General features: G+C 70.2%; 13 protein-coding genes and 2 tRNA genes. 9 read left to right on the top strand and 6 right to left on the bottom strand.

What is annotated here, in order from left to right:
- The 3 genes from ACIBCM_RS12615 (at position 1) to ACIBCM_RS12605 (ending at position 3316) form a co-directional block, all read left to right on the top strand.
- Positions 1-1344, top strand: coding sequence for an acyl-CoA dehydrogenase family protein (locus ACIBCM_RS12615; protein WP_399242219.1), 1344 nt, complete (start codon positions 1-3; stop codon positions 1342-1344).
- Between the two features lie 401 nt (positions 1345-1745).
- Positions 1746-2153 (top strand): MaoC family dehydratase, encoded by a 408-nt coding sequence (locus ACIBCM_RS12610; RefSeq protein WP_399242217.1) that lies wholly within the window; start codon positions 1746-1748, stop codon positions 2151-2153.
- On the top strand, positions 2150-3316 hold the full coding sequence (locus ACIBCM_RS12605; RefSeq protein WP_399242215.1) for a lipid-transfer protein: 1167 nt from the start codon (positions 2150-2152) through the stop codon (positions 3314-3316). The genes ACIBCM_RS12610 and ACIBCM_RS12605 overlap by 4 nt, the downstream gene beginning before the upstream one ends.
- Positions 3317-3631: 315 nt before the next feature.
- On the opposite strand, the gene ACIBCM_RS12600 is transcribed toward ACIBCM_RS12605, so the two are convergent.
- Entirely contained in the window at positions 3632-4213 is a 582-nt protein-coding gene (locus ACIBCM_RS12600) for a GNAT family N-acetyltransferase (RefSeq protein ID WP_399242213.1), read from the bottom strand.
- A 700-nt stretch (positions 4214-4913) separates the two neighbouring features.
- On the opposite strand from ACIBCM_RS12600, the gene ACIBCM_RS12595 reads away from it, so the two are divergent.
- Together ACIBCM_RS12595 and ACIBCM_RS12590 are read left to right on the top strand one after the other, a co-directional pair.
- Positions 4914-5498, top strand: a complete 585-nt coding sequence (locus ACIBCM_RS12595) for a SigE family RNA polymerase sigma factor (protein ID WP_399242210.1) — start codon at positions 4914-4916, stop codon at positions 5496-5498.
- 562 nt (positions 5499-6060) lie between these two features.
- Entirely contained in the window at positions 6061-7713 is a 1653-nt protein-coding gene (locus ACIBCM_RS12590; protein ID WP_399242208.1) for a long-chain fatty acid--CoA ligase, read from the top strand.
- A 190-nt stretch (positions 7714-7903) separates the two neighbouring features.
- Here the strand turns inward: ACIBCM_RS12590 and ACIBCM_RS12585 are convergent, their stop codons facing one another.
- Positions 7904-12463: a PAS domain-containing protein gene (locus tag ACIBCM_RS12585; RefSeq protein ID WP_399242206.1), complete on the bottom strand. Its 4560-nt coding sequence runs from the start codon at positions 12461-12463 to the stop codon at positions 7904-7906.
- A 180-nt stretch (positions 12464-12643) separates the two neighbouring features.
- Positions 12644-13096 (bottom strand): SSI family serine proteinase inhibitor, encoded by a 453-nt coding sequence (locus ACIBCM_RS12580; RefSeq protein WP_399242204.1) that lies wholly within the window; start codon positions 13094-13096, stop codon positions 12644-12646.
- 351 nt (positions 13097-13447) lie between these two features.
- Between ACIBCM_RS12580 and ACIBCM_RS12575 the strand changes: the two genes are divergently transcribed.
- Together ACIBCM_RS12575 and ACIBCM_RS12570 are read left to right on the top strand one after the other, a co-directional pair.
- Positions 13448-13541 (top strand) — tRNA-Ser (locus ACIBCM_RS12575).
- 269 nt (positions 13542-13810) lie between these two features.
- Positions 13811-13883: transfer RNA gene (locus ACIBCM_RS12570), tRNA-Arg, on the top strand.
- Between the two features lie 398 nt (positions 13884-14281).
- Here ACIBCM_RS12570 and ACIBCM_RS12565 read toward each other — a convergent pair.
- Together ACIBCM_RS12565 and ACIBCM_RS12560 are read right to left on the bottom strand one after the other, a co-directional pair.
- The gene (locus ACIBCM_RS12565; protein ID WP_399242202.1) at positions 14282-15460 is read right to left on the bottom strand and encodes a methyltransferase domain-containing protein; all 1179 of its coding nucleotides are present in this window, start codon (positions 15458-15460) and stop codon (positions 14282-14284) included.
- On the bottom strand, positions 15457-15594 hold the full coding sequence (locus ACIBCM_RS12560; RefSeq protein WP_399242200.1) for a hypothetical protein: 138 nt from the start codon (positions 15592-15594) through the stop codon (positions 15457-15459). Before ACIBCM_RS12560 ends, ACIBCM_RS12565 begins: the two co-directional genes overlap by 4 nt.
- 698 nt (positions 15595-16292) lie before the next feature.
- Between ACIBCM_RS12560 and ACIBCM_RS12555 the strand changes: the two genes are divergently transcribed.
- Entirely contained in the window at positions 16293-17678 is a 1386-nt protein-coding gene (locus tag ACIBCM_RS12555; protein WP_399242198.1) for a Tat pathway signal protein, read from the top strand.
- A 31-nt stretch (positions 17679-17709) separates the two neighbouring features.
- Positions 17710-18186, top strand: coding sequence for an SAM-dependent methyltransferase (locus ACIBCM_RS12550; RefSeq protein WP_399242196.1), 477 nt, complete (start codon positions 17710-17712; stop codon positions 18184-18186).
- 28 nt (positions 18187-18214) lie between these two features.
- Here the strand turns inward: ACIBCM_RS12550 and ACIBCM_RS12545 are convergent, their stop codons facing one another.
- The gene (locus ACIBCM_RS12545) at positions 18215-20278 is read right to left on the bottom strand and encodes a zinc-ribbon domain-containing protein (protein ID WP_399242691.1); all 2064 of its coding nucleotides are present in this window, start codon (positions 20276-20278) and stop codon (positions 18215-18217) included.
- Positions 20279-20430 lie beyond the last annotated feature (152 nt).

Below are 20430 nucleotides of genomic sequence, written 5' to 3'. Positions count from 1 at the left end.
ATGGACTTCACCCCGACGGAGGAGCAGGCCGCCGCCCGGGATCTGGCGGCCCGGGTCTTCGGCGACCTCGCCACCCCGGACCGGCTGTCCTCGCTCGGTACCGGCAGTGACGCCGAGCTGTGGAAGACCCTGTGCGCGACGGGCCTCATGGCGGCGATCGAGGACATCGGACTGCTGGGGCTGGTCCTGCTGCTGGAGGAGCAGGGGCGTACGACCGCGCAGACCCCCTTCGCGGTGAGCGCCGTCCATGGACTGCTGGCGGTGACCGCGCACGGCACGGACGAGCAGCGGGCACGGCTGCTCCCGGGGCTGCGGGACGGGACGGTGGTCGCGACGGGCGCGCTCGGCGGAACCGGCGGCGGACACGGGGCCGTTCGGGCGGTCGTGCCCGGTCGGGAGGCCGCGCCCGGTCGGACGGACGGAGGCGGTACGGCGGCGGGCGTGGCGCGGCCCGCCCCGGTCGCCGGCCCCCCGGGCGGGGCGCGGCCCGCCCGGGGGGCGCTGACCGGCACCGTGGGCTGGGTGCCCTGGCTGCGCGATGCCACCCATGTGCTGGTCGCCGATGCCGAGCGGGCTCTGTGGTGGGTCCGGGTCGCCGACGCGGAGACCGCGCCGGTGGAGACCACGGCGCCCTGGTCGGCGGGTCGCCTGGTCCTGGACGGCACACCCGCCGAGCGGCTCGGGGAACCGGGCCGTGCCCCGGTCCACGCCGTGGCAGACGTCTCCGCCGGAGCGGTCCCGGCCTCGACGGGCAGCCGGACGGGTGCTTCTTCCGGAACATCCGGGAAAGGCGGAACGTCCGGACCGGGCGGCCTCGGTCCGGCCTCGGGCGATGCCTCCGCCGGGAGTCCTTCCGAAGCGCCTCCCGGTGGGGGCAGCGGGCGGCCCGGTGCTTACGAGGAGGTCCTCGCCATGGGCCGTATCGCCTTCGCGGGGCTCCAGGCCGGGGTCTGCGCGGGCTCGCTCGCCCGTGCCGTCCAACACACCTCGACCCGCGAGCAGTTCGGACGTCCGCTCTCCACCAACCAGGGTGTCCTGCTCCGCGCGGCCGACGCGTATATGGACACGGAGGCGATACGGGTCACCGCGTACGAGGCGGCCTGGCGGTACGACGAGGGCCTGCCGTTCGCCACCCATGCGCTGACCGCCGCGTGGTGGGCGTCGGAGGCGGGCACCCGGGTCGTTCACGCGGGCCAGCATCTGCACGGCGGCCTCGGCGCCGATCTGGACCACCCCGTCCATCGCCACTTTCTGTGGGGGCGGCAACTGGACATGTATCTGGGGTGCGGCAGCGAAGTCCTGGCGGAACTTGGAGCACTGCTCGCGAAGGAGGGGACGGTATGAACAGCGGTCAGCCCGACCGGCCGGATCGGCTCGGTCACCTCGATCAGACAGGTGGGCCCCTGGCGTCCGTTGATCGGGGTGGGCGCGCAGACCCGGGCAGGTTCGTCGACTCCGGAGCGCCGAGCGGGTCGGCTCGGTTCGGTGGGCCGGGTGAGCCGGGCAGGGTCGGCGAGAAGGGCGGGTCGGGTGGACCGGGCCGGTTCGGTGGTGCTGGCCGATCCGGCGAGTCCGGCGAGTCAGGCGAGTACGAAGGGGCGGGTCGGGCCGGTGAGCCCGACCGCTGGGACGGGCCGGGCGGGCCTGGCCCACTGCACGGTTCGGGCCGGGAAGGCCCATCGCATGGTTCGGGTGGGCCCGGAGTTTCGGGCGAGCCTGGTGGCGGGCACGGGCACGGGCGCGAGGTGCGGGCCGGTGATGAGCTGCCGCCGCTGGAGATCCCGATCACCCGCACGCTGATCGTCGCGGGGGCGGTGGCGTCCCGTGACTACCAGGATGTTCACCACGACGCGGAGTTGGCCCGGCAGAAGGGCTCCCCCGATGTCTTCATGAACATTCTGACCACCAACGGCCTGGTCGGTCGGTACATCACGGACTGTCTGGGAGAGCGTGCCGTGCTCCGCAAGGTCGCCATACGACTGGGCGCGCCCAACTACCCGGGAGACCTGATGGTGTTGCGCGGCACGGTGACGTCCGTGGAGAACGGCGCCGCGGAGGTTCGGGTCATCGGAACCAACGGTCTCGGCAACCATGTCACCGGGACGGTATCGGTGACCGTTCCCGGGGCCGCCGGCGGGGAGGTCGCCATATGAGTGTGCATGGCAAGGACTCGCTCGGCGGGCGGGCGGCGGTAGCCGGTATCGGGGCGACGGAGTTCTCGAAGGACTCGGGGCGCAGCGAGTTGAAGCTGGCGGTGGAGGCGGTGCGGGCCGCGTTGGACGATGCGGGGCTTTCCCCCGGCGATGTGGACGGGCTCGTCACGTTCACGATGGACACCAGCCCGGAGATCACCGTCGCCCAGGCGGCCGGTATCGGTGAGCTGTCCTTCTTCTCCCGTATTCACTACGGGGGCGGTGCGGCCTGTGCCACCGTGCAGCAGGCGGCGCTGGCCGTGGCGACGGGTGTGGCTGAAGTCGTCGTCTGCTACCGGGCGTTCAACGAGCGGTCGGGGCGGCGCTTCGGTTCCGGGGTACAGCACCGGGAGCCGTCGGCGGAGGGCGCGGCGCTCGGGTGGAATCTGCCGTCCGGTCTGCTCACGCCCGCGTCCTGGGTGGCGATGGCGGCGCAGCGCTATCTGCACACCTATGGTCTGTCGCCCGACGCGTTCGGCCCGGTCGCCGTCACGGACCGCCGGTACGCGGCCCGGAACCCCGCCGCGTACTTCTACGGGAAGCCCATCACCCTCGCCGATCACGCGGCCTCGCGCTGGATCGTCGAGCCGTTGCGGCTGCTGGACTGCTGTCAGGAGACCGACGGCGGTCAGGCGATCGTCGTCACCAGTGTGGAGCGGGCCCGTGAACTGCGGCGGCCCCCCGCGGTGATCGTCGCCGCCGCACAGGGGGCGGGGCGGGCGCAGGAGCAGATGACGAGCTTCTACCGGGACGATCTCACCGGGCTGCCCGAGATGGGAGTGGTCGCCCGGCAGCTCTGGCGGACTTCCGGGCTCGGGCCCGGGGAGATGGACGTCGGGATCATCTATGACCATTTCACGCCGTTTGTGCTGATGCAGTTGGAGGAGTTCGGGTTCTGCGGACCCGGTGAGGCGTCGGACTTCGTGGCGGAGGAAGGGGTACCGCTGAACACCCACGGCGGACAGCTGGGGGAGGCGTATCTCCATGGGATGAACGGCATCGCGGAGGCGGTCCGTCAGATCCGGGGCACATCGGTGAACCAGATACCGGGCGCGGCCCGGGCACTGGTCACCGCCGGCACGGGCGTCCCCACATCGGGCCTGATCCTGGGCACGGACACCTGATCCGGACACCTGATATGGAGGTCTTGTACGGAGGTCTGATACGGCACTTGGTACGGGTATCCAGCCCACGCGGGCGACGTACGCATCCTCGCAAGGGCGACTGTTCCGGGGTCGGGTTTCCGGGGTGCCCGCCCCGCAGCCTCGCTCTGGCGGCCCGCGCCGGCGAGCCGGCGTCTGCCCGATCCGGCGTCTGCCCGAGCCGACGCTTGGCCAAGCCGACGCCCGCCGGGTCTGCTCAGTTCGGTGGTCCGGAGTGCGTGCCCGAGCCTCGCCCAGGCGGCCCGCGCCGCCGCGCCAGCGTCTGCCCGGGTGGGCTCAGCTCGGTCGTCCGGGGTGCTCAGCCGTTCTCGTCTTCCAGTCGTCCACCGTCATCCGCCAGATGACGTCGATCCCCACTTCGCCGGGGGTGACGGGCCCATCGGCGACGGGTATGCGTTCGGTCTCGGTGAATCCCAGGCGGCGGGCGACGGCTCCGCTGGCCGAGTTGGCGGCATCGTGATGGATCTCGATGCGGTCGATGCCCGCCAGAAGGAAGCCCTGGCGGACGAGAGCCCCGGCGGCCATCGTGGCGAGACCCCGTCCGTTCCACCGGGGGTGAAGCCAGTACCCGATGTCGAGGCCGCCCGGACCGATGCGGCGCATCAGGGAGCAGCTGCCGATGACCTCGGTGTCCGACGTGATGGCATAGGCGAAGGACTGACCGGCCTCCCACTCCTCCTCGCTCCGGGCGAGGAAATCAGCGGTGTGCTGCCTGCCAGGGGCGGCTGCCCAGGGCATCCACGGCACCAGATGGTCCAAGGACTCGTGGATCGTCCGGTTCAGGGCATCGAGATCGTCCGTACGCCAGCGGCGCAACTCCACCTGGTCGGAACAGAGACTCTCGGCGGGCTTCTCCATGCACGGGATGCTCTCGCAGCCCGGGCCGGGACCGACAATGCGTTTTATCGGCTGCCCGCGCCCAACCAGGGCACGGCCGGGAGGTATCAGCCGTCAGCTGCCGGCACTGTTCGTGGGCATGCCCCGGGACCGGCCCCTCGCCTCCCCGGCAGATGAGCAACCGATGAACACACCGACCACGAGTTGACGGCGGGTTGAGGACGAGCCGACGGCGGGTTGAGGACGAGCCGACGACAGACCGGTGGGCGACCGACGAAAGAACCGACAAAAGAACTGACCAAAGAACTGACCAAAGAACCCACCAACGAACCGGTGAACGAACCGGTGGGCGAACCCTCGACGGGGGGCGGAAGACGCTCCGCCGAGGCATTGTTTTCGGCCACCCGTCTCCACCTGGAGGTGTACGACCCGTACGACCGGCGTTATCCGGTCACCGGCACGAGTAGGTACCGCCGCCGGGGCCGTGGGCGCACGGCGGGGAGGGGCCTCGGCCCCGGTTCGGGGCCGGGACCCCGGGCATCGGGCGTCCGGCACGCCCCGGGGATCGGGTCGTCCGGCGCCCAGCGCCATGTCATCGCCCCTGAGGGTCTTCTCCACCTCCAGGAGGTGAGGCTGACACCACCCGTACAACCTGAGGCGGACATGCCTTCAGGACCTGTGGCCGATCCGCAGGAGCAGGGCTCGCTCCTAGCGTGGTCCTATGACCACGCCAGTCTGCACAAGCGCCTCGAAGGCCGCCGTGCCGGTGCCTCCGCCGTACGGAGTCGACGCACGGTATGCGACCTACGCCCGCTATTCGTCGTTCTCGTCGTATGTACGGGCGCGGGGGCCCGTGCTGCTGCGAACCGCACGTTCTCTCACCGCCAATCCGAGCGACGCCGAGGATCTGCTCCAGACCGCGCTCACGAAGACGTATGTCGCGTGGGAGCGGATCGAGGACCACCGGGCGCTCGACGGCTATGTCCGCCGGGCCCTGCTCAACACCCGTACCTCGCAGTGGCGCAAGCGCAAGGTGGACGAGTTCGCCTGTGAGGAACTGCCCGAGCCGGAGACGGTACCCGCCCCCGATCCCGCCGAGCAGCAGGTGCTGCACGATGCCATGTGGCGGGCCGTGATGAAGCTGCCGGACCGGCAGCGGGCGATGGTGGTGCTGCGCTACTACGAGGATCTCAGCGAGGCCCAGACGGCGGAGGTGCTCGGGGTGTCCGTGGGGACGGTCAAGAGCGCGGTGTCGCGGGCACTGGGCAAGCTGCGTGAGGATCCTGAACTCGCGCCCGTACGCTGACCGGCGCCCCGACCGCCCCATCCGGCCCACCAGGGCCCCAGCCCCGGACTTCCGTATCCCGGGTGCCTGCCCCAGACCTTCGCGTCTCAGGGTCCGGCTCCGGACTTCCGCACCCCAAGCCCATCCGGCCCCGGCCCCCCGTATCCACGGGTCGTGGGACCTCCTGACACCCCTGCCTCCGGATTCCCCTGGTCCCGGACTTCCACGACCTGCCGACCCGGAATCCCGCACCGCCAGGCCCCCGGGCGCACCGCAGCACCCGGAGCGCACCCGCACCACCCGCGGCCCCCACGCCCCCGCACCCGCACCACCCGCGGCCCCCGTGCCCGCACCCGCGGCACCGGCAGCCCCCACCCGCAGCCCGTCGCAATCGCGGACTCCACGCCCGCGCCCGCCCGGCTCCCACGGTTCAGTGCCGCCCCAACCCGCGACCCCGCCGCCGTTTCCGTACGGCATCGGCTGAAACGCCTCCCGAAGAGGTAGTGACATACCGCGCGCTACGCGCGGAGAATTCGGCACACCCCTTCTCTCACGTAGCGCCAGCGCCCACCGGGAGGACGCCGTGCTGAGCACCATGCAGGACGCACCACTGACCGTGACCCGCATCCTGCAACACGGGATGAGGATCCACGCCACGTCGCGGATCACGACCTGGACGGGAGAACCCGAGCCCCAGCGCCGCAGTTTCCGGGAGGCGGGCGAGCGCGCCAGCCGGCTGGCCCACGCCCTGCGCGACGAGCTGGGCATCGACACCGGCGATCGTGTGGCCACGCTCATGTGGAACAACGCCGAGCATCTTGAGGCGTACTTCGCGATCCCGTCCATGGGCGCCGTACTGCACACCCTCAACCTCCGTCTGCCCCCCGAGCAGCTGGTCTGGATCGTCAATCACGCCGCCGACCGCGCTGTCGTCGTCAACGCCTCCGTGCTCCCCCTCCTCGTACCGCTCCTCCCCCACCTCCCGACGATCGAGCACATCGTCGTATCGGGCCCGGGGGACCGTTCCGCGCTCGCGGGCGCGGACACCGCGGCACGGGTGCACGAGTACGAGGAGCTGATCGCGGGCCGCCCGGCGTCCTACGACTGGCCGGAGCTGGACGAGCGTTCGGCCGCGGCGATGTGCTACACCTCCGGGACCACCGGGGACCCCCGGGGCGTGGTGTACTCCCACCGCTCGATCTACCTCCACTCGATGCAGGTCAACATGAGCGAGTCGATGGGCCTGACGGACAAGGACACCACCCTGGTCGTCGTCCCCCAGTTTCACGTCAACGCCTGGGGCCTGCCGCACGCGACCTTTATGACCGGTATCAACGTCCTCATGCCGGACCGTTTCCTCCAGCCCGCCCCGCTCGCCGAGATGATCGAGCGCGAGAAGCCGACCCACGCGGCCGCCGTCCCCACCATCTGGCAGGGCCTGCTGGCAGAGGTCACAGCGAACCCCCGCGATCTGTCGTCGATGAGGCATGTCACCATCGGCGGCTCGGCCTGTCCGCCCGCGCTGATGAAGGCGTACGACAAGCTGGGCGTACGGGTCTGCCACGCCTGGGGTATGACGGAGACCTCCCCGCTCGGCACGATGGCGCACGCCCCGGCCGGGCTGTCCGCCGATCAGGAGTGGCCGTACCGGGTCACCCAGGGCCGTTTCCCGGCGGGCGTCGAAGGGCGGCTCGTCGGCCCGGAGGGCGAGTTCCTGCCGTGGGACGGCGAATCGGCCGGTGAGCTGGAGGTCCGGGGGCCCTGGATCGCGTCGGCGTACTACGGCGGCGCGGGCGGCGAGCCGATCAGGCCCGCCGACAAGTTCAGCGAGGACGGCTGGCTGAAGACCGGCGATGTCGGCGTCATCAGCCCCGACGGCTTCCTCACCCTCACCGACCGGGCGAAGGACGTCATCAAGTCCGGCGGCGAGTGGATCTCCAGTGTCGAGCTGGAGAACGCGCTGATGGCCCACCCCGAGGTCGCCGAGGCGGCCGTCGTCGCCGTGCCCGACGAACGCTGGGGCGAGCGCCCGCTGGCGACGGTCGTCCTCAAGGAGGGCGCGACCGTGGGCTACGGGACGCTGAAGGAGTTCCTCGGCGGCACGGTCGCGAAGTGGCAGCTCCCGGAGCGGTGGGCGCTGATCCCGGCGGTGCCGAAGACGAGTGTCGGCAAGTTCGACAAGAAGGTGATCCGCAGGCAGTACGCGGACGGAGAGCTGGACGTCACCGAGTTGTAGCGCTCACCGGTACGGGGGCGGGGCCGGGGGCGGCCCGCCCGCCCCCGTGCACCTCCGCCCGCCTCCGTACACCTCTCCGTACATACGCGAGGAGGCCCGAGCACGCCCGCGCGCGTCAACGGGCACCCGTACGCGCGTGCACGGCACAGTTCGTGCGCGTCAACGAGTCACCCGGGCACGCGCGTACGGCTCAGTTCGTGCCGATCTTCGCGAGCAGATCCACGATCCTCGCCTGGACCTCGCCGCTCGTGGAACGCTCGGCGAGGAAGAGCACCGTTTCGCCGGAGGACAGCCGGGGCAGCTCGGCGCGGTTGAGACCGGCGGAGGTGTAGACGACCAGCGGAGTACGGTTCAACTGGCCGTTCGCGCGGAGCCAGTCGATGATCCCGGCCCGGCGGCGGCGGACCTGCATCAGATCCATCACCACCAGGTTCGGCCGCATCTGCGCCGCGAGCGTGACCGCCTCCGTGTCCGTACCGGCGCGCGCGACCTGAAGGCCCCGGCGCTCCAGCGCGTCCGTGAGCGCGAGCGCGATCTCCTCGTGCTCCTCGATCAGCAGCACGCGTGAGGGGTGCTGATCGCTGTCGCGCGGGGCCAGCGCCTTGAGCAGGATCGCGGGATCGGCGCCGTACGCGGCCTCCCGGGTCGCCTGCCCCAGCCCCGCGGTCACCAGTACCGGCACCTCGGCGGCGACCGCGGCCTGGCGCAGGGACTGCAGTGCCGTACGGGTGATCGGCCCGGTCAGCGGGTCCACGAACAGCGCGGCCGGGAACGCCGCGATCTGCGCGTCGACCTCCTCGCGCGAGTGCACGACGACGGGACGGTAACCGCGTTCGCTCAGCGCCTGCTGGGTGGAGACATCGGGCGCGGGCCAGACCAGCAGCCTGCGGGGGTTGTCCAGCGGCTCCGGCGGCAGCTCGTCGTCGACGGGCTGCGGCAGCGGCCGGTTGGCCACCTCGACCGCGCCGCCGGGTCCGTCCAGCGGTTCCGGGCCCTCCGCGCCCTCGTCGGGTGCGCCTATGGCGTACGCACGCCCCTCGGCCTCGCGTTCGACGGGCAGCCGGAGGCCGGACTGGGTCTGGTGCGAGTGCTGGACCCCGGGCGCGTGCGGGGTCTGGATCTGGATCTGGCCCGCGGGCTGGACGTGCGGGGGCTGCTGCGGATGCCCGGTGTGCTGGGCGGGTCGGCCCGGCTGGGGGTGCGGGCGGGCCGGCGATTCGGGCCCCGCGGGCCGCTCGGACCTCTCCGGCGGCTCAGGGCGCTCCGCCCGCTCGGCGTCGGGCGGTGTGGCCAGCTTGCGACGGCGGCCGGAACCGTGGGCGGGCTGGTTCTGCTTCTCGGAGATCTGCTGCGAGAACGGCACGCCCTGCCCCAGCGTCCGTACGCTGAACTCCTTCCCCTGCGACGCGTCGGCCGGCAGCGGCGCCGGTTCGGGCGCCTCGGCCGGGAGCGGCTGGGCCAGGGACGGGGGCCCGTTCGAGGGCAGCGGTACGGGGCCTTCCGGCGCGGGCGACGGAAGGGGCACCGAGCCGGTGCCGTGCTGCCGCGCCCCGGGTACCAGGCCCTGTGCCGCCGGATCCATGCCCGTCGCCGCTGCCGGATCGCTCCCCAGGGCGACCGCCGGATCCATGCCCACGGCGACCGACGGGTCGGTCCTCATGGCGACCGCCGGGTCGCTCCCCATGGCAGCCGCCGGGTCGATTCCGCTGCCCACCGACGGGTCGGGGCCCTGGCCCGCCGGCGCGGGTACGCCGGTGATGCCCACCGCCATACCGGGGACCCCCGGGATCATGCCGTCGACTCCCGTGGCCTCGTCCTCCGTGGCCGTGTGCTGCCCGGTCGAGTCATCCGTACCGCCCGGACCGGTCACCGCTACGCCCCGCGCGCGCCGGCGGCCCGTCGGCGCGGGATGCGGCTGCGGCGGGGTGAAGTGGGGATCGGTGCCGGTCAGGTTCCGCACGGCGTCGTGCCGACCCGGAAGGGAAGCGTCTGCTTCTCCGGCCGTCGGGGGGACGCGGTCGGACTCGGCGGGCGGGAGCGCGAAAGCGGTACGGGCCACCGGTTCGGCGCCACCGTTCCCACCGGCGCCACCGGACGTGGAGGCACCGGCGGACACCGCGCCGGGCCCGGCCCCGGGGATCTCGGCGGGCGCGGGGGCCAGCGCGCGCCGGGCCCGCCGTCCGGCCGGAACCGCCGCTGTACCCGTCGCCGGAGCCGGGGCGGCCCCTGGTGCCAAGCCCGTCGCGGGCACCGGAACGGACGCGGGCGCGAGCGCCGGGGGAAGCTCCGGCACACCGCCGTGCCGGGCGCGCCTCCCCGTACCTCCCGCGTCGGCCGATACCCCCTGGGGCGGTACGGTCTCGCCGAGCGCCGCTCGGCCGGTCGGAGCCGCGCCCTCGGCGGCCGTCACCACGGAACCCTCGCTGGGCAGGGGCGCGCCCGCGGGCACCACCGCCACACCCTCCTCGGCGGGGCTGGGCCGCCCGCGCCTCCGGCCGGTGCCGTGGGGTCCGCCCATGGTGCCGCCGTCCTGGGGGGTGCCGTGAGGCCCACCGCCCTGGACGCCGCCGCCCGTGGTGCCCGAGGCGTCGCCCCCGGCGTCCTGCGCGGGGATCAGCTCATGGGCGGCGCGGCCATCGCGCCCGCCGGGGGGCGCCTGTGCCCCTTGAATCCCCTGCGCGCCCTGGGCTCCCCGTGCCCCGGGGATCGCCTGAGCGCCCCGGATGCCGTGCGCACCCCGGGCCGCCTGTGCTTCCTGCGCCGCCTGGCCCGGATGCGCTCCCCGGAGGGCCGGACCGCCCAGCGCCGGCTGCGCGCCGGTTCCCGCCGGACCGGGGCGGCCCGTGGCCCGGTCCGGCTGACCCGGCCTGGCCGCGGGACCGCCCTGGACGGCCCTCCGCCGACCCGTTCCGCCCTGCCCTGCCGCCGTACCCGTCATACCCGCCGGGCCCGCTCCACCTGGCGTACCCACCGCACCCGGCCCGTTCGCGACACCGGCCGGGTCCGCCGGATGCTCCCCGACCAGCGGGCTCAGCGGGCTCTCCAGGAACGCGTCCGTGGAGGACCTGCGCGCCCGTCGCCTCCCGCCGCCCCCGGAGGTCTCCGGCGACGCCTGCCCCGGCAGGGCGAGCGCGCCCCCCGGGTTCTCACCGGGCGGGGGCACCGAGCCCGCGCCCTCTCCGAGCGGCACCTCCAGTACATACGCGCTGCCGCTCATCCCCGGCACCTCGTGCGTCTGGAGCACTCCGCCGTGGGCCCGGACGATCCCGCGCACGATCGGCTCGTGCACCGGGTCGCCCCCGGCGAACGGCCCCCGTACCTCGATCCGTACGACCTCACCGCGCTGCGCCGCCGCGACCACGATCGTCGAGTCCACATAGGCGCCGCCCGGCGCCGGGCGGGCCTTGCCGGTCGAGTCGACCCCGGCCACGTCCGCGATCAGATGCGCGAGCGCCGTCGCCAGCCGCCCCGCGTCCACCTCGGCCTCGATCGGGGGAGCGTGCACCGCGAACTGCGCCCGCCCCGGCCCGATCAGCTCGACCGCGCCCTCGACACCGGCCCCGACGATCGCGTCGAGGAGCGCGTTGGACTTGTAGAGCTGCTCGGTGCCCGTACCGAGGCGCTGGAAGCCGAGGACGTTGTCGATCAGCGTGGTCATCCGGGCGTAGCCGGCGGCCAGATGGTGCAGGATCTGGTTGGCCTCGGGCCACAGCTGCCCGGCCGGGTCGGCGGCGAGCGTGCCCAGTTCCGTACGGAGCTCCTCCAGCGGCCCGCGCAGTGACTCGCCGAGCACGGCCGTCAGCTGCCGGTGCCGTTCCGCCAGCTCCAGATAGCGCTCGTCACGGCTCTCGATCTCGGCGGTGTAGCGGTCCGCCCGGTCGGCGAACTCGGCGGCGAACCGTTCGGCCGTCTCGTCCAGCTCGGCCCGGTGCCGCTCGGCGACCTTCTCGAACGGACGCCGGTCGGTGAACGTCATCACCGCGCCGACCAGCTGGTCCCCGTCCCGCACCGGAGCCGTCGTCAGATCGACCGGCACCCGCGAGCCGTCCTTCGCCCACAGCACCTGCCCGCGCACCCGGTGCTTGCGCCCGGACCTGAGCGTGTCCGCGAGCGGCGACTCGGGGTACGGGAACGGCTTCCCGTCCTCACGCGAGTGCAGGATCAGCGGGTGCAGCTCCTGGCCGCCGAGGTCACTGGCGCGGAACCCGAGGATCTGCGCCGCGGCCGGGTTGACCAGCACGACCCGCCCCTCGGTGTCCGTACCGACGACTCCCTCCGCCGCGGCCCGCAGGATCATCTCCGTCTGCCGCCGCGAACGCGCCAGCTCGGCCTCGGTGTCCACGGTCCCGGAGAGATCCCGTACGACGAGCATCAGCAGCTCGTCACCGGTGTAGGCGTTGGACGAGTCGTACGCCTCCCGGCCGTCCTCCAGACTGGCGCTCGTCACCTCCACCGGGAACTCGCTGCCGTCCGTACGCCGCGCCACCATCCGCGCGGGCTTGGTACGCCTGTGTTCCTCGGCGGCCTCCTGGCGGCGCATGGACCCCGGGATCAGCCGGGAGTCGAACGCGGGCAGCAGATCGAGCAGTCCGCGTCCGACCAGGGCGGTGCCGGGCGTCTCGAACAGTTCGAGCGCGATGGTGTTGGCGTTGACGACCGTGCCGTTGCAGTTGACGAGCACGAGGCCGTCGGGCAGGGCGTCGAGTATGGCTGCGAGGCGAGCAGCGCCTCGGGATGGCCTGCTGCTCACGACGGCGCTTCCTCCCTGACCAACTACGAAAAACGCTGAAGCCGCTCCCCATCTTGCCCCTAGGGCCCTCAGCCTGTCACTGGAGGGAGTCTAAGGGCAGCGGCTGTGCCGGGGCGTTGGATGGGGGCAGCTCTCATCTGACGTCCGGGGGGTTGTGTGCGTGTGCTGTGTGCCCCGGCGCTATGACCTGGCACTCGGCAGTACGGGATGCAGGGAGTTCCAGCGAGAGATTTCACAACCATTAGTCCGGGTGAACGTGGCGTTAATACGCCGTCCCTGCCATGTGCCCGTGATGCGCGCCTTCGCGGGCCCGCCGGCCTGCTGGGTGCACATCTGGTCCTTGCCGACCGGCTTGAACGGGTTCTTCCCCTGCCGCGCCAGCTGGTCCAGCCGCTCGCACGCGCCCTCGGCGGCCGGGTGGGTCCCCCGCGGCGGGGCGCACTCCAGCTCGTACCGCCCGTCGGTCCGGGTGTTCCCCGTCTCCGAGACGACCACGGTGAGCCGGTCCGGCGCGGGCGACAGCAGCGGCAGCGGTACGGGCAGACCCGACGCCCCCGCGGTGGTCGCGGTGGCTCCGAGCGCGGCGGCCGACAGGGCGGTGACGGTCGCGGTGAGGACGATACGGCGCAGCATGAACGCTCCTGGTGTTCGTACGGAGTGGTCCCCGTGTCCGGTGGGCCGCCCGCCCCTCGGGCGCCGGCGGCCCCCGGGCTCCGGCCAGTGCCGGGTCCGGGGTCCGGGTCCGGGGCCCGGTGCTGGTAGCTCCCGGATCCCCACCGCTTCTAACGCTCCCCGCGCCGGTCCGTTGCGCAACCGGACCCACCCGCCGCTCCGACCGCCGCCGGGGCGGGCCGTCCTCCGGGGTTATCCGCTGTATCCGCTTTGCCCTCCGGCCCGCGTGCCTAGTACCGTGGGCAGCGATTGGTGACACCCCGCGTGACTGTGTCATCATCTGCACACCACTCGCGCCCGCGCGAGCGTGCTGGAGGCGTCGCCTAGTCCGGTCTATGGCGCCGCACTGCTAATGCGGTTTGGGTCTTAAAGCCCATCGAGGGTTCAAATCCCTCCGCCTCCGCCATCCACATCACAGGAACCCCGGCCACTCGTCCGGGGTTCCTGTGTTTCCCCCGCCCCGCGCCCGCCCCCCCCGACGGACCTCGCCCACTCCCCCCGTACCACCGCTGTCCCACCGTGCCGCGACCTGCGGCTTTCTCTACCGACCGGGGCCCCTCAGAAGGACGTTTTCGCAGCTCGGACGGGGTGCGCCTAATGGATTTCACCTGGCGGCGCGGGTCATGTAATGTTGTTCCCGCAACGCCGACCAGGGACAAACACCTGGGAAGCCGAGCACTCGTAGCTTAACGGATAGAGCATCTGACTACGGATCAGAAGGTTGCAGGTTCGAATCCTGCCGAGTGCACATAGGTGAGGCCCCCGGAGAGATCCGGGGGCCTCTCGCGTTGGGCCGTACAGCAGCGAAGTACAGCAACCGTGCCGACCGCCGTCAGCCGGTGGTGCCGCCCATGGCGTCCGACAGCCTGCCGATCGCGAGGCACGTACCTCTCCGGGTTCGAAGAGTGGTCAACACGGGCGGCGCCAGTCGGCGAGGAACCGGTCGGCCTTTGCGGCTGACCAGGGCTTCATCCGGCGGGGGCGCCGCTTGGGCACTTTTACCACGAGGCGACGGTCTTGCCGACCGGCCCGCCCCACGTGCTTCCAGGCTCAGGGGCGGGCCGGTCTCAGTTGTTGACGGGACCGGACTTCCACGGCGTCCGGTCCCTTGTCGAGCGGATGCTTCAGGGCCGCTTTCGCAGCCCCTCAGGCCGTACTACGGCAGACGTTGGCCGGTTCGTCGAGCCAGACGGTTTGCCCTTCCGCAGTGACGGTGAGCCCGAACCGTTCATAGCCGGGGCGGCCCGAGGCGTCCCACCAGCGCCAGGCGGCTTCGACCTCGTCCCACAGCCGTCGTTCACCGGCCTGGTGGACAGTGGCCTCTTTCTCGCCGTCGCGGAACATGACCACGGCCCATGACCTGTCGGTGAGGCTGTAGAACCAGACGGGCCGCGCACCCTCACGCTTCTCGGCGACGGAGCGCACGCAGTCCCGGACCCTCAGCCCGACGGCGAAGTGCGACGCGTCGAACCGTCCGGTACCGAAGTCGTCCTCCGTGATGTCGGTGGACGAGGTGACGGCATCGTCGAATCCGTGCTGCGACATGTAGTCGTCGTGGTCGGGCCAGGTCAGATGGTGTGCACGCAGCTTCATGAACTCCACGGGCCCCAGGAACCGGCCGGAGGCACTGCGTCCGTCGTCGGCCACGGTCAGTCGTACGTTGGCGTCCAGGTGGCTGTAGGGAGTGCCCCACGGCGCGAGGATCAGCCCACCCGCGCAGGACTGCTGGACCCAGGAGTACGGGATCGATCGCATGCCGCAGGTGGCGATGATCCGGTCGTACGGAGCCCCCGCCGCGTGCCCGAGTAGTCCGTCAGCAGTGATCACCTGCACGGGCAGCCCGAAGCGCCGCAGGTAACCCCGAGCCCGAGCAGCGATGGAAGCGTCCACCTCCACGGTGACCACGTTGAACCGGCCCAGACGATGGGCGAGGAGGGCGGCGTTCCACCCCGTTCCCGTGCCGATCTCCAAGACGCGAGAGGCACCCGTCACCTGGAGATCCCGAAGCATGGCGACCACGACGCTCGGCATCGAAGACGAACTGGTCGGTTCGACGACGGGTGCGTGCTCGTCGCTCTCTTGGTCCCATTGGGTCACGATCGGTACGTCGGCGTTCACGTAGCCGTGCCACACATCCGGCTCATCCAGTCGTGACACCCGGACGCTGGCACCTGTGTCCATGTCGTATGGCCAGATCACATCGGGGAGGAAGGCCGAGCGCGGCACCACGGCGAACGTGGGCGCCCAGTCCGACGTCAGGTGCTTTGCCGCGAACAGGGCACGCGCCAGGGCGGACCTTCCCCCGTCGTGGCGGGTCGTGATCACTGCTCGACCGCGCGTGGGCCGCCGTCCGGTGAGGGCGGTACGGGAGGGCCGGGCCATGGCTGGCCGGGCAGCTTGTCCTTCTCCCCGCCCCCGGCACTTCCGTTCCTGCCGCCGCCGTTGAACAACACGTTCATGCTTCTGTCTCCTCTGCTTGTCTCGATCCGCTGTCCGTCCGGAGCCCGTAGCGCGTATCACGGGTACGAGCCCATCCCCAGGCCGGCACCGAGGACGAAGCCGCATGAGCTGCTGATCGAGATGATCAGCAACGGACCGGCGAACCGGCATACGGAGTGCCATAAACACCTCACTGCGCTACCTCCCAGATGTGAACGAAAGCCGCCCCGCACAGCGAGGGCACCGGCAAGGGGGGAACCGCATCCGCGCGGTCCGGAGCGCCGCCGGATCACCTTCACGGACGATCTGCGACGGACCCCACGTCCGCCCCGAGTCACGCGAGACCCGAAGAGTCATCAGGCCGGGCGGTGCTTGCCCTGTGCCGTTGATCTCCGGTCCTTGACGCCCTGCGGCCGGGGCTTCGGGCAGGTGGTGTTGCCTGTGGTGCGTGCCCATCGGTTCCCCTTGATGCGGATGGCTCGGCGGACACTTCGAGGTAACCGCGAGGATCCGGGATCCGGTATGGGGTCAAGGCTTCCGGGTTGGTCAAAGTGATCAAAGATCATCTGAGGCGGAAACTCTTGAAGGTGGTGGAGCGTCAAGTCCATTCAGGGGCCGTGACCTTGCTCGTAACGTGGATGCTGCCGAGGTCCGTGCCCGCCGCGGTCGCGGGTAGGTCAAAGTGGTCAAAGATCGTTCAGCGATCCGGGGGTGCATCATGGCGCGCACGCGAAACGACAGACTCGCCGCGCTTCTGGAGGAAGCAGGCTGGTCACGGGCACAGGCGGCCAGTGCGTACAACCGGGTGGCGCTGGAGAACGACCTCCGTGAACACGCGACCATCGGCCGCTCCCACGTCAGCATGTGGGTCGGCGGCACCCAGCCCTCCGGGCCCGCGCCCGTAATCTTGAGCCAGGCACTGTCCCGTCGTCTCAAGCGTGTCGTCACACTCCAAGAGATCGGATTGGCAGGTCCCACCTCGTCGGCGGAAGAGGCGCTGGAGTGGCGCGTCGATCCGCTGATCGCGCTGACCGACTTGGGGAGGTCCGACTTGGACGCGGACAGACGCGTGCTTCTGTCCCAGGCCGTGTACTCGACCGCTGCCCTGGCACTCCCGAACGAGGAGTGGTGGGGGGCGATGACGCAGAGGCCCGCGGGTCCCGCGACCGGCAGGCAGCGTGTCGGGCGGAGCGACGTCGCGACGGTCCAGGAGCTGACCGTGGCGTTCTCGCGCATGGACCAGAGCCGGGGCGGCGGCCACGGCCGCAAGGCCCTGGTGCAGTATCTGCACTCGGATGTACGAGACTTCCTCCACGGCCTCTTCCCGGACGAGCAGGTCAGACGGGAGATGTTCTCCGCAGCGGCCGAGCTGTCGTACCTGTCCGGCTGGATGGCATTCGACAACGGCGAACAGGCCGTCGCCCAGAAGTACTTCGTCCTGGCAGTGAAGCTCGCTGCCCGAGCCGGTGACGCCCCGCTCTCCGGGCACATTCTCCGCGCCATGGCACACCAGGCGATCGATCTCGGCTTCGCGCGCGAGGGCCTGGCACTCGCCGAGGCTTCGATCCAGGGGGAGCGGTACGCGGCGGCGACCCCCAGAGAACGGGCACTTCTCGGCGTGATCCACGCCCGCGGCCTGGCCGCGAACGGCAGGAAGCAGTCGGCGACCAAGGCGCTGCTACGGGCCGAGGACGACCTTGCGTCGGCCAGCGAAGGGATCCGCGAGCCGAACCGTACGTTCTTCTTCGGCGAAGCATCCCTCGCGCACGAGACCGCCTGCACACTGCGGGACCTCGGCGACCGGCCCCAGGCGATCCGCGAGTTCCGCCACTCGGTCCGTACCCGCGGTGTCGCGTTCCGGCGCACTCACGCGGTGACCCTCGGATATCTGGGTGCGACGCAGATCGCGGGTGGCGGAGTCGAGGAGGCGTGCGCGACCTGGAGCAGCGTTCTGGACGCGATGGAGGACGGCATCTACTCCGGCCGGGCCCGCCAAGCCGTCGTCGACATGCGCCAACTCCTGTCCCCGTACCGGCGACGCGGCATCCCCGCCGTCACGGCCCTGGACACCCGAGCCGCCGCGTATCTGACCCAAGTAGATTGACCGCGTCACGCCAAGGGACGAGGAGAAGCGAATGAGCGGGTCGCTGGAGATCAAGCCCATCGGCATCGTGGTCGGCGGCCGGGCCGAGCCGACAGACGACCACTGGGGCGGCCACGCGATCATCCGCCTCAACTCCGACTACCCGGTCGAGGTGGTCCAGGGCCTGGAGGAGTTCTCGCACCTGCTCGTCGTCTGGCACTTCCACAAGGCGTCACCCGACGACGTCGCCCTCCACGCCCGCAGCCCCCGCAACAACCCCGCTTGGCCCAGCACGGGCACCTTCGTCCACCGCAACCACCGCCGGCCCAACCAGCTCGGCCAGTCCTTCCCGCGCCTGCTCAAGGTCGACGGGCTGGACCTCCACGTCGCGGACCTGGACGCCATCGACGGAACGCCGGTCTATGACGTGGCCCCGTACTTCCAGCAGATGGGGCCACGTGGGGAGGTTCGGCAGCCGACTTGGCCGGGGGAGATGCTGGGGGACTACTGGGCGAAGGACTCGGAGTGAGCCTGTGGAATAGCAGGGTGGCCATTGTCTATTTGCAGCACCTGCGCTTTGCGCCGTTCGATACCGAATGGACCGGTGCGATAAATGTGTGCTCTCCTGAATGACAGAACCACTCGCACTTCAAATTGCTCTTGGTGCGGAGGTTGTCTGGGGAGCGACTTGGATCGTTCAAGCAACGGATGAATCTAGCAGCAATTTCCGGGAATAGCTCTGCAAGCGACTCGCCCGGCGGTGCCATTGAGCGTGCGACATTGTTTTGGTTGACGCCTTGCCGATGGCACGCGTGACAACCGGAACCGCTGACGGCCCTGTTGCGGATCATCGTTTCCCAAATGTTTCCGCATTTGGTGCACTGCCATTGTGCTACGTCGAACGAGGAAGGTGAGCACAGGCTCAGGTCGTACGCTGGACGGGTGAGATTTTCCATGAATTCGATTAGGAGCTCGGGGCTTCGTTCAGCGACGGATTCAAATCTAACCCGTCCCTTAACTGCTGCCCAGGTTTCTGCGGCCTGTCCGAGGGCTATCCTTCGTTGTTCTTTAGTGAGAGGTTCGAATGGCAATCCGCGAGCAATCAATACGGGGCGAAGGGAAGATGCCCAAGTCCACGGATTAATTCCATCCTTGATGCTATCGCTGACCTCTACGTGATCCCCTGGAATAATAGGGAGGCCTCGGGCGCGAACTCGTACGTAGTCCAAACCGCAGAGAAGCGTGCTCTTCCTGGCATCCTTATCTCTGTGTTTGATCGCGCTGTGCGTGTGGAACGGGTCTAGGTCCACGTAGAGCTGAATTTCAGGGATAAATAGATCCACTCGGGGGCGGCGTCCTGACAGGCCGCGTACGTGCTCTACGGCGTAGTCGCATACTACGTCGGTTCCTGTTGCCGCTATGAGTAGAGACTGCACCTCAAGCTCGAAACGGGACCTGCCGGCTGAGGTGCACTTGGGGCACCCGGAGCCGTAGGTGCGGGACAGGACAACAGCTTCCCATTCATGCCCGTGATTGCATCTCCAGAGACATCGGTCATTGCTGCGGATGCGCAGCCGGTCGGGTCCCGCTCCCGGGGTCGTTAGATTCTCGACGAATGACTGACTGATCTGTGGGAAGCGCTCCTTTAATGACTGTCCTTCTTTCGGCATTCTGCGCCTTGCGGAAGTTCGACGGTCATAACATTTACGGCACCCGGATCCGCTTCGGTTCCTGTGAGAGATTACCCGGGAGGCGACAGGGGCTATCCAGGTGTGCCCGCAATCCGAGCATAGCCATGTGCACTTATCGGCAGAGCCTGGTCTCAGCATAGTTAGATCGTGATCGGGAGTTGTCTCATTGCTGACGAACTCCGAGGCGACCTCGCCGAGTGCATCGTGTGCGGTCAGGGAAGTGCCCTTCGGGCTACGTCTCCAACTTCCGCGCCTTGCTGCAAAGCAGGCGGGGCATCCCGTTTTTCCGGACACGCGATTCTGTGGAACCGCTACCCATTCGTTGTTACAGGAGCGGCAGCGCCAGCGACATTTATAGTTGCCATGAGGCTTAAGCTGCGAAGCGGTGAGTTCGTTCTCTAGATTGGCGACGAATTCTAGCGCCAGTTCAGGGTGTAGATCTGCTAGTGACGCGCCCGGACGCGCTATCCTGCGCGCATTGATTGTCCGCAGGCGTCCGCACTTTGGGCACCCACGACCTGCGCCTGTGCGGGTTCGTGCGTTCGGTGTCGTGCTCCACCGGTTGCCGCATTGTCCGCAACGCCATTGGCACATTTTGTTTGAGCTGGCGTGGATGTCAGATGCGGTGTGTCTTGGGTGGCTGTCAATTGCAGTGAGCTCGGCCGCGATCTCTGGGAAGCGGTCTTGTAGTGATGCGCCAGGAGGCGGCGTCTGCCAAGTCGCTTGCGATGCCGCCCGCCGACACCGTGAGCAGCCGCGACCGCCCGCTTTAGTCCGATCGACTACTCGGCCGCGCCATTGATGGCCGCATGTGCTGCAGGCCCAGAGCACTGTCCGGCCGCTGCCGGTAGTGAGGCTATCTCGATCAACCGCTGCTGGCTCCACGGCGCTGATCTCTGCGAAGACAGCAGGGTGCGTATCGCGCAACATGCGGCGTGTGGCCACGTCTTCCCCCCCGGTACAGGACGAGGCTCAGACTACAGAGCTACCGCCTGCTGCACCGGCATGGTTCAGAGGTCGAGGAAGACGTAAGCAGCTTCCCTGTGACCCGGCTGCGTCGGGGCTGTGTCGCGAGTACTGAG

The organism is Streptomyces sp. NPDC051018 (assembly GCF_044456085.1).
Taxonomy (GTDB): Bacteria; Actinomycetota; Actinomycetes; order Streptomycetales; family Streptomycetaceae; genus Streptomyces.
Note: the sequence above shows the minus strand (reverse complement) of the source record. Positions and strands in the feature narration are given on the sequence as shown.